Source organism: Pantoea sp. 18059 (genome assembly GCF_902706165.1).
GTDB lineage: Bacteria > Pseudomonadota > Gammaproteobacteria > Enterobacterales > Enterobacteriaceae > Pantoea > Pantoea agglomerans.
This window is the reverse complement of sequence record NZ_CACSJS010000014.1, coordinates 22,993-31,756: the sequence shown is the minus strand read 5'-3', so window position 1 is coordinate 31,756 and position 8,764 is coordinate 22,993. Positions and strand designations below refer to the sequence as shown.

General features: G+C 55.0%; 9 protein-coding genes and 1 riboswitch. Of the genes, 3 read left to right on the top strand and 6 right to left on the bottom strand.

Annotation, left to right across the window (positions count from 1 at the left end; translation table 11 throughout):
* Positions 1-595 precede the first annotated feature (595 nt).
* Together purH and purD are read left to right on the top strand one after the other, a co-directional pair.
* Positions 596-2,185, top strand: a complete 1,590-nt coding sequence (purH, locus tag GVJ63_RS21660; RefSeq protein ID WP_010261077.1) for a bifunctional phosphoribosylaminoimidazolecarboxamide formyltransferase/IMP cyclohydrolase — start codon at positions 596-598, stop codon at positions 2,183-2,185.
* Positions 2,186-2,204: 19 nt separating this feature from the next.
* Entirely contained in the window at positions 2,205-3,485 is a 1,281-nt protein-coding gene (gene purD, locus GVJ63_RS21655) for a phosphoribosylamine--glycine ligase (RefSeq protein WP_159227344.1), read from the top strand.
* A 32-nt stretch (positions 3,486-3,517) separates the two neighbouring features.
* Here purD and GVJ63_RS21650 read toward each other — a convergent pair whose 3' ends face one another.
* The 6 genes from GVJ63_RS21650 to nudC all read right to left on the bottom strand — a co-directional run bounded on the left by GVJ63_RS21650 (position 3,518) and on the right by nudC (position 7,914).
* Positions 3,518-4,180: a DUF1481 domain-containing protein gene (locus GVJ63_RS21650; RefSeq protein ID WP_039387146.1), complete on the bottom strand. Its 663-nt coding sequence runs from the start codon at positions 4,178-4,180 to the stop codon at positions 3,518-3,520.
* Between the two features lie 69 nt (positions 4,181-4,249).
* Entirely contained in the window at positions 4,250-4,522 is a 273-nt protein-coding gene (hupA, locus tag GVJ63_RS21645) for a nucleoid-associated protein HU-alpha (protein WP_003850136.1), read from the bottom strand.
* Between the two features lie 188 nt (positions 4,523-4,710).
* Positions 4,711-5,301 carry a YjaG family protein gene (locus GVJ63_RS21640; protein WP_010261070.1) on the bottom strand — a complete coding sequence of 197 codons (591 nt, stop codon included), beginning with the start codon at positions 5,299-5,301 and terminating at the stop codon, positions 4,711-4,713.
* 63 nt (positions 5,302-5,364) lie between these two features.
* Positions 5,365-6,033 (bottom strand): deoxyribonuclease V, encoded by a 669-nt coding sequence (nfi, locus tag GVJ63_RS21635; RefSeq protein WP_010261068.1) that lies wholly within the window; start codon positions 6,031-6,033, stop codon positions 5,365-5,367.
* A gap of 2 nt (positions 6,034-6,035) precedes the next feature.
* A complete protein-coding gene (gene hemE / locus GVJ63_RS21630; protein ID WP_010672222.1) occupies positions 6,036-7,103 on the bottom strand; it encodes a uroporphyrinogen decarboxylase in 1,068 nt (355 codons plus the stop codon).
* Between the two features lie 40 nt (positions 7,104-7,143).
* A complete protein-coding gene (gene nudC / locus GVJ63_RS21625; RefSeq protein WP_010672223.1) occupies positions 7,144-7,914 on the bottom strand; it encodes an NAD(+) diphosphatase in 771 nt (256 codons plus the stop codon).
* An 89-nt stretch (positions 7,915-8,003) separates the two neighbouring features.
* Between nudC and GVJ63_RS21620 the strand changes: the two genes are divergently transcribed.
* A complete protein-coding gene (locus GVJ63_RS21620) occupies positions 8,004-8,510 on the top strand; it encodes an Rsd/AlgQ family anti-sigma factor (RefSeq protein WP_010261059.1) in 507 nt (168 codons plus the stop codon).
* A 152-nt stretch (positions 8,511-8,662) separates the two neighbouring features.
* A riboswitch (TPP riboswitch) is annotated at positions 8,663-8,764 on the top strand.

Sequence of the window (8,764 nt, the reverse complement as noted above, 5' to 3'; positions counted from 1 at the left end):
CTGTAAAACGTCATAATGAATTTCATTATGTGTTCACTCGTGAGGCTTGATATTTTTTACGTCCGGAGACGCTGATATCAATCCTGCGAGTGCCCACACAGATTGTCTGATAAATTGTTAAAGAGCAGTGCGAACAGTGCGTTAGCGTCCTGTCGCGAGGTGGCGTATATTACGCTTTCCCCCTGCAGAGTCAACCTCTTTCTCAGAAGTTTTTCTCCGGCGGCGCAGTCTCCTGTGCCTCTCAACCCGCTTCCCGTTGCCGGTGTGCCGTGTTGATGGATGCGCATTATAGGGAGTTGTCTGAGAGGCGCAACCCATAAATTGCATAAAAAAGAGCGTTCGCTGCATTCCACAGCAAAAGCGGCTGTTATACGCAGTTACACACAATGTTATCCACATTAGTCGGGCCAGATAAATTTAGGCGAGCATCACGCAAACGTTTTCGCTACAATGCCGGGCGAAGTTCCGGACACCCCTTTTCGGGGCGTTACCTGAGGTTTTTGATTTTTTCTTCCTGTATAGAGAAGAGAAAACCGCTGTAAAGCCTGATGTAACGCTCTTATATACGCGAAACAAAGCCAAGGGATAAACCACCATGCAACAAACTCGTCCTGTACGCCGCGCATTGCTCAGTGTCTCTGACAAAGCCGGTATCCTCGAATTTGCTCAGGCGCTCTCAAGTCGCGGTGTCGAACTGCTCTCCACAGGCGGAACAGCTCGCCTGCTGGCGGATGCGGGTCTGGCTGTCACAGAAGTCTCTGACTACACCGGTTTCCCGGAAATGATGGATGGACGCGTCAAAACCCTGCATCCCAAAGTGCATGGCGGCATTTTAGGTCGTCGCGGCCAGGATGATGCCATTATGGCGCAGCACGACATCAGCCCAATCGACATGGTGGTCGTTAACCTCTATCCCTTTGCACAGACCGTCGCCCGTGAAGGATGTTCACTGGAAGATGCAGTGGAAAATATCGACATCGGTGGCCCGACCATGGTGCGTTCTGCTGCCAAGAACCATAAAGATGTGGCAATCGTGGTCAGCAGCGGCGACTACGAAGCGATCATTGCCGAAATGGATGCCCATGAAAATGGCCTGACGCTTGAGACCCGTTTCGATCTGGCGATCAAAGCGTTCGAACACACCGCCGCGTATGACAGCATGATCGCTAACTACTTTGGCAGCCTGGTGCCCGCCTATCACGGTGATCGTAATCAGCCCGCCGGCCGTTTCCCGCGTACTCTGAATCTGAACTTCATTAAGAAGCAGGATATGCGCTACGGTGAAAACAGCCATCAGGATGCTGCCTTCTATATAGAAGAGAATATCACTGAAGCTTCAGTGGCGACGGCCCGGCAGGTTCAGGGCAAAGCGCTCTCCTATAACAACATTGCTGACACGGATGCTGCACTGGAGTGCGTAAAAGAGTTCAGTGAACCCGCCTGCGTCATCGTCAAACATGCGAACCCTTGTGGCGTAGCGACTGGTGACTCTCTGCTGGCAGCCTATGAGCGTGCTTACCAGACCGATCCGACCTCCGCATTTGGCGGCATCATCGCCTTTAACCGCGAGCTGGATGAAGCAACTGCGCAGGCCATTATCAGCCGCCAGTTTGTTGAGGTGATTATCGCGCCAGCGGTTTCCGAGGCCGCGCTGAAAATTACCGCCGCGAAGCAGAATGTCCGTGTCCTGATCTGCGGCCAATGGCAAAACCGTACTGCCGCACTGGATTTCAAACGTGTCAACGGGGGTCTGCTGGTACAGGATCGCGATCTCGGCATGGTCGATGCCAGCCAGCTGCGCGTCGTCAGTAAACGTCAGCCAACCGAACAGGAGCTGCGTGATGCGCTGTTCTGCTGGAAAGTAGCGAAGTTCGTTAAGTCTAACGCCATTGTTTATGCACGCGACAACATGACCATCGGTATCGGTGCCGGACAGATGAGCCGTGTCTATTCCGCTAAGATTGCCGGCATTAAAGCAGCCGATGAAGGGCTGGAAGTAAAAGGATCAGCCATGGCGTCGGATGCCTTCTTCCCGTTCCGTGATGGCATTGATGCGGCAGCCGCGTCAGGCGTGAGCTGCGTCATCCAGCCTGGCGGCTCCATCCGCGATGAAGAGGTGATTGCGGCGGCTGATGAGCACGGCATTGCCATGATCTTCACCGACATGCGTCACTTCCGCCATTAATCGTTCTGGAGAGAAACAGATGAAAATTTTAGTAATCGGCAATGGCGGACGTGAACATGCTCTGGCCTGGAAAGCAGTCCAGTCGCCGCTGGCGGAAACCGTGTTTGTGGCACCGGGTAATGCGGGCACCGCATTAGAGCCTGCGCTGCAGAATGTCGCGATCAGTGCAACTGATGTCCCTGCCCTGCTTGAGTTTGCCCGGCGTGAAAAGATCGATCTGACGATTGTCGGCCCCGAAGCGCCGCTGGTAATTGGCATCGTGGATGCCTTCCGTGGGGCCGGGCTGGCTATCTTTGGTCCGACTCAGGCTGCTGCGCAGCTGGAAGGCTCTAAAGCTTTCACCAAGGATTTCCTGGCGCGTCATCAGATCCCGAGTGCGGAATACCAGAACTTCACCGAGGTTGAGCCCGCTCTCGCGTATCTGCGTGAGAAAGGCGCCCCTATCGTCATCAAAGCCGACGGTCTGGCCGCAGGTAAAGGCGTGATTGTGGCGATGACGCTGCAGGAAGCTGAGGATGCGGTTCAGGATATGCTGGCCGGTAACGCCTTTGGCGATGCCGGACACCGCATTGTGATTGAAGAGTTTCTGGATGGCGAAGAAGCCAGCTTCATCGTGATGGTGGACGGCGAGCATGTGCTGCCCATGGCCACCAGCCAGGATCACAAACGCGTGGGCGATGGCGATACCGGTCCGAACACCGGCGGAATGGGTGCCTACTCTCCGGCTCCGGTTGTCACCGATGAGATTCACCAGCGCGTTATGGATCAGGTTATCTGGCCGACCGTGCGCGGCATGGCGGCTGAAGGCAACGTCTATACCGGTTTTCTCTATGCCGGCCTGATGATCGATCACACCGGGCAGCCGAAAGTGATCGAATTCAACTGCCGCTTCGGCGATCCGGAGACTCAGCCGATCATGCTGCGCCTGCAGTCGGATCTGGTCGATCTTTGCCTGGCCGCCTGTGACGGTAAGCTGGATCAGAAAACGTCACAATGGGATCCCCGCCCTGCGCTGGGTGTGGTCCTGGCGGCGGGCGGTTATCCGGGTGACTACACTCAGGGCGATCAGATTCACGGTCTGCCACTGGAAGAAGTTGCTGACGGCAAGGTATTCCACGCCGGAACACGGCTGGAAGAGGACCTGGTGCTGACAAACGGTGGCCGCGTGTTGTGCGTAACCGCGCTGGGCGACGATGTGGCCGCGGCACAAAAGCGGGCTTATGAGCTGACAAAGCCAATCTCATGGCAGGGCAGCTTCTGTCGCCGCGATATCGGCTACCGCGCCATTAATCGCAAATAAGTTCAGGGGGCACCAGGTGCCCCCTTTTCAATTCACATATCTTCTTCTGTCGGCTGCTGTGAGCAGTCATCCTGCTGACTGACCCGCAATAGCTGTATCCCTTCCGGCGCTTCAAGCCATGACACCATCAGCGGTGTCGATGCGCGGCGTTGCTGCTGTGTCAGCATCTGCAGGGCGTCGGCGTCAAAAGCGGGTCTGACCTGCTGGCCTTCGCAACTCTCCAGCACATTGTTTCCCAGCCAGTGTCCCTGTCTGAGGAACACCTGACCGCTTAACAGCGCATCGCTGAGGTTACGCATCCGCTCGGCATCAAACTTATAGAGCTCAACCGCATCCGGGCTGACCGCTTCACGCCGGCCTGAAAGCTGGCGCTGCATAAAGTTAAGACCGCCAGCCTGGTCAAAGCGCAGGGTCACATCATCAGGCTGGTTGCCCTTCACCTGACGCTGGATGCTGATCAACGACTCTTCCAGCCAGACATAATCCGTCACTTCACCCTCACCGCCACTGAACGGCGTATAGAAGGTGCGGATATGGACCGACTGGTGGTCGCTGTTTTTACGCCAGATACGAACAACACCACGATCGGCAAGATAGCCACTGGCAGAAAAGGGGGGAATATCCGGAGTAGAGCTGCAACCGAAAAGAAAAAGGGAGAGAAACAGAACAGATAAACGCTGAAACAGCGGGGTCATGATGGCTGGCCTCTTAAACAAAAGGGGCGAAACGCCCCCTGTTTTAAAGCTTAACCGCAGTGCGACGTCTTACTTAACGGCGTCTTTCAGCGCTTTACCAGACACGAATGCCGGTACATTTGCTGCAGCGATTTTGATCTCTTTGCCAGTCTGCGGGTTACGACCGGTACGCTCAGCGCGGTGGTTCACTTTAAAAGTACCAAAACCAACCAGTTGTACAGCATCACCATCTTTCAGAGACTCAGTGATCGCAGCCAGAGTAGATTCCAGCGCTGCCTTTGCCTGGGTTTTAGACAGGTCAGCTTTTTCTGCGATCACATCAATCAGTTGAGTCTTGTTCATAAGTTATCCTTAAAGTGTATTTATCGCTTGCTAAGCAACGAGTGCGAGGGAAAAGCCATATTCTGGCACTCTTCTGCCTGCACGCACCGATAGCCACAATTTTCAGCCCCCCAAATGTAGACCAGACAGGGGGCCAATGTGAAGCCTCCAGGCGCGCTAATTCGGGCCTGAAGTCACGTTTTATCGCCTTACTGCTGGAAATTTATACCGATGTTGCTAATTCCCGCTTCACGCAGGTCAGATCGCAGACCTTTAATCAATTCAAGGTCGCGCTCTTCACACTCCGCCAGCAGGCGGAAAATCTCCCACTGAAGGTCCCACTCATCGATGATAGCCGGGTTTTCACGCAGCTCTTCGTCGGTCATTTCGCGTCCAGCCTGGGTCATTTCCAGCATGGCGATAGTGGTAATTGAGGTCTCGCTGACTTCAATTGCATGCTCAAGAGTTTCACCGCTCAGCTGCGCATGTACGACTTCGCTTAATGCCACACAGGCATCGATAGCCGGATAAACGCCGTAAACCTCAAACGCATCACCATCCGGAATGGCGGCTTCGAGCTTTTCCAGCTGGCTGTCGAAGTTAATCTTCGCATCTTTGACCGTCAGGTTTTCCCAGATCAGATCAAGAATACGGCGATAGAGTGCCGGATCGGCAAATTCAGTCTGCTCGCAGAACGCGCGATAGTTGGGATACATGCGCTCGCACAGGCAGGCCATAAAAGTAAGGTGCTGCCAGCTTTCCAGCTTCGCCAGACGCAGATGAACGGGATTTTGTAACATAAAGGTGGCTCTTATTCGTTTCGCTGGCCGCAGTGTAACTGCAAAACCGCAGCACAAACAGTGTTAAAGCGCGTTTTGCCAGCGCTGGAAAGCGGTTCGGTTCGAGGCAACCGCGTCGGCCCAGCGGGTCGGTTCCGGCAGCCGGTAACCACGCGTACAGTTTTCGACCCACTGCAGCGCGGTATCCAGGCTGACACGATGGCCGGTGGCGACAAACAGCGGATTACACCGCAGCTTGCTGCGCCATACCCAGCCTATCTGCTCGCCTTTGTCGATCAGTGGCTGACGACTGCCAGGCTGCGCATCCAGATCGGCAAAACGGCCACACAGGCGACTTTTCGCGACACCAATGGTGGGCACATCGACCAGCAGGCCAAAATGTGACGCGACGCCAAGTCGTCGTGGATGCGAAATACCGTGTCCATCCACAAACAGCAGGTCCGGCTTTTGCTCCAGCATCTGCCAGGCGGCCATCAGCGCTGGATATTCACGGAATGAGAGAAAGCCCGGAATATAAGGCATGGTGGTCTCAACGCGTGCGATGCGATGCTCCACCAGCTTTAAGGAGGGATACTCCAGTATCACCATCGCCGCCCGGGTGATAGTGCCTTCCTGCTCAAATCCAACGTCCGCCCCGCCGATAAAGCGGGGTGGCAGCACATCAAAGTCATCTTCTCGCACCACATCAGCGGCGCGTTGTAACTGCTCAGCGCGAAGTGCGGCAATATCCATTATTACTCCTGATGCCAGGGACGTGATAAACGGTGTACCGCCTCAACAAAGACGCCCGCATTTTCCGGTGGCACATCCAGATGAATACCATGCCCCAGATTGAAGACATGCCCGGTACCTGAGCCAAAGCGCTCCAGGATCCCAGCCACTTCCTGTTCGATGCGCTCAGGTGCCGCATAGAGCATAGAAGGATCCATGTTGCCCTGCAGGGCGACTTTGTCGCCCACGCGACGGCGTGCATCATCAATATCGGTGGTCCAGTCGAGACCCAGCGCGTCACAACCGGTGGCGGCCATCGCTTCCAGCCACTGTCCGCCGCCTTTGGTGAAGAGCGTCACCGGCACGCGGCGACCGTCGTTTTCACGCAGCAGGCCATCGACAATTTTGTGCATGTAATGGAGTGAGAATTCGCGGTAATCACGACCGGTCAGCACGCCACCCCAGGTATCAAACACCATAACGGACTGCGCACCGGCGCGGATCTGAGCATTGAGATAGAGGATGACGCTGTCGGCCAGCTTATCCAGCATCGCGTGGAGCGTAGCGGGATCGGCATACATCATCTTCTTAATTTTGGTAAACGCCTTGCTGCTCCCGCCTTCCACCATATAGGTGGCCAGCGTCCACGGACTGCCGGAGAAGCCAATCAGCGGCAGATCGCCGTTCAGGTTCTTACGGATGGTACGGACAGCATTCATCACATAGCCCAGCTCCATTTCGGGATCGGGCACCGGTAAACGCTCAACGTCAGCGCGACAGGTCACAGGGTTTGAGAAACGCGGGCCTTCGCCGGTTTCAAAGTAGAGACCCAGTCCCATCGCATCCGGAATGGTCAGGATGTCACTGAAGAGGATGGCGGCATCCAGCGGATAACGGCGCAGCGGCTGCAGGGTAACTTCACAAGCCAGCTCGGCGTTTTTACACAGCGACATAAAGTCACCCGCCTGGGCGCGTGTCGCTTTGTACTCCGGCAAATAGCGCCCGGCTTGTCGCATCATCCAGACCGGCGTGACATCAACCGGCTGACGTAACAGGGCACGCAAATAACGATCGTTCTTCAGTTCACTCATCTCAACACTCTCTCAATAACAGGCGTGTAGTGTAGCACTTTCACACTTCGGCGCGGCACAGGGCGACGGTATCTTCAATCAGGCGGCGCGCCACGGTGCCTGGCGGTGGCAGCAACGGCAGCTCATCAAAACGGAACCAGGCCGCATCCAGCAGCTCTTTACCGTCGTGCTGCAGATCGCCGCTGTCATACTCCGCCATAAAGGCTGTCATCAGCGATTGCGGGAAGGGCCACGGCTGGGAGGTAACGTAACGGACGTTTTTGACGCGGATATTGCTCTCTTCCATCACTTCGCGGGCAACGGCCTGCTCCAGCGTCTCGCCCACCTCCACAAAACCTGCCAGCACGGTGTAGACCTTGTTGCGATGGCGGGCATGATTCGCCAGCAGGATTTCATCACCGCGACGGATAGCCACAATGATGCAGGGTGCGATCTGCGGATAGTAACGCTCGCGGCAATGGCTGCAGAGACAGGCAAATTCATGTTTGCTTTGGTGCATTTCATGGCCGCAATAGCCGCACCAGCGATGAGAACGGTAGAATTCCGCCAGTTGCACACCGCGACCCACCAGCTGAAACAGCGCCACATCCTGATCGATCAGCTGCCGTACTGAGAACATATCGGCAGAACGCGGCTCACAAATCAGCCAGACTTTTTCGCCCTGCCACTCACCGATGGTCCGGGCTTTACTGCCGGTCAAACCAAATTTTTCGGCGTTTCCGTGGGGTAAATCACCTTGTGGTAACCAAAGTTTCTGTTCATGGCTGACAATCCACCATCCAGCGTCTACGCTTGAGATTTCGCATTGCATTTATTTCGTCATCCTTAGCGTCAACTCGCACGCTGAAGTCCTGATGTTAAGTGTGTAGATAAACAACTATAACTCACATGGAGTTAGATATGCTTAACCAGTTAGACGTCCTGGCTGAACGCGTAGGTGGCAGTAATGAACTGGTCGATTCGTGGCTTGAAGCCCGTCGTCAGCTACTGGTGACCTATTATCACCTGGTCGGACTTAAACCAAACAAAGAGGCGCTGACGCGTCTTGATGAGCAGGCTCTGGACAACTTCTGTCACGGTCTGGTCGATTATCTTTCTGCGGGTCACTTCAGTATCTATGAACGCGTGATCAGTGAAATGAGTGGCGACAGCCCGATGATTGCCGCCGCACAGATCTATCCACCGCTGGAAGCCAATACTGAGCGTCTGATGCAGCTGTATGACGGCCACCTGCAGCAGGCGATCGACGACGAGAACTGCATGACCTTCCAGCAGGCACTCTCCGAAGTGGGTGAAGTGCTGGAAGCACGCTTTACGCTGGAAGATAAGCTGATTCAGCTGGCATGGGACAACCAGCTTGTCCCCCCGCCGGTTGCCAATGACAGCCATATCGCGCGTCCGGCTTAATCATCATCTCCGGCAAAGGGGTTGAGATTATCCCGTAGCCCTTTTATGCTGAACAGGTTCTGAGGAGAGTGCTCCAAAGAACCTTTTTTATTTTTGCTTTGAAATATAAGGTTTTTACGCCTGGCTCTGTTATCAGACACCCGCGTAAAAACAGCTTCTTGTCGGAGTGCCCAAGTTGGGCTGAGACCGTTAATTCGGGATCCGCGGAACCTGATCAGGTTAGAACCTGCGAAGGGAACAAGAGTAAATATTCT

Coding starts and splice junctions, on each gene's coding strand:
- purH (WP_010261077.1), top strand. CDS start 596: ATGCAACAAACTCGTCCTGTACGCCGCGCATTGCTCAGTGTCTCTGAC.
- purD (WP_159227344.1), top strand. CDS start 2,205: ATGAAAATTTTAGTAATCGGCAATGGCGGACGTGAACATGCTCTGGCC.
- GVJ63_RS21650 (WP_039387146.1), bottom strand. CDS start 4,180: ATGACCCCGCTGTTTCAGCGTTTATCTGTTCTGTTTCTCTCCCTTTTT.
- hupA (WP_003850136.1), bottom strand. CDS start 4,522: ATGAACAAGACTCAACTGATTGATGTGATCGCAGAAAAAGCTGACCTG.
- GVJ63_RS21640 (WP_010261070.1), bottom strand. CDS start 5,301: ATGTTACAAAATCCCGTTCATCTGCGTCTGGCGAAGCTGGAAAGCTGG.
- nfi (WP_010261068.1), bottom strand. CDS start 6,033: ATGGATATTGCCGCACTTCGCGCTGAGCAGTTACAACGCGCCGCTGAT.
- hemE (WP_010672222.1), bottom strand. CDS start 7,103: ATGAGTGAACTGAAGAACGATCGTTATTTGCGTGCCCTGTTACGTCAG.
- nudC (WP_010672223.1), bottom strand. CDS start 7,914: ATGCAATGCGAAATCTCAAGCGTAGACGCTGGATGGTGGATTGTCAGC.
- GVJ63_RS21620 (WP_010261059.1), top strand. CDS start 8,004: ATGCTTAACCAGTTAGACGTCCTGGCTGAACGCGTAGGTGGCAGTAAT.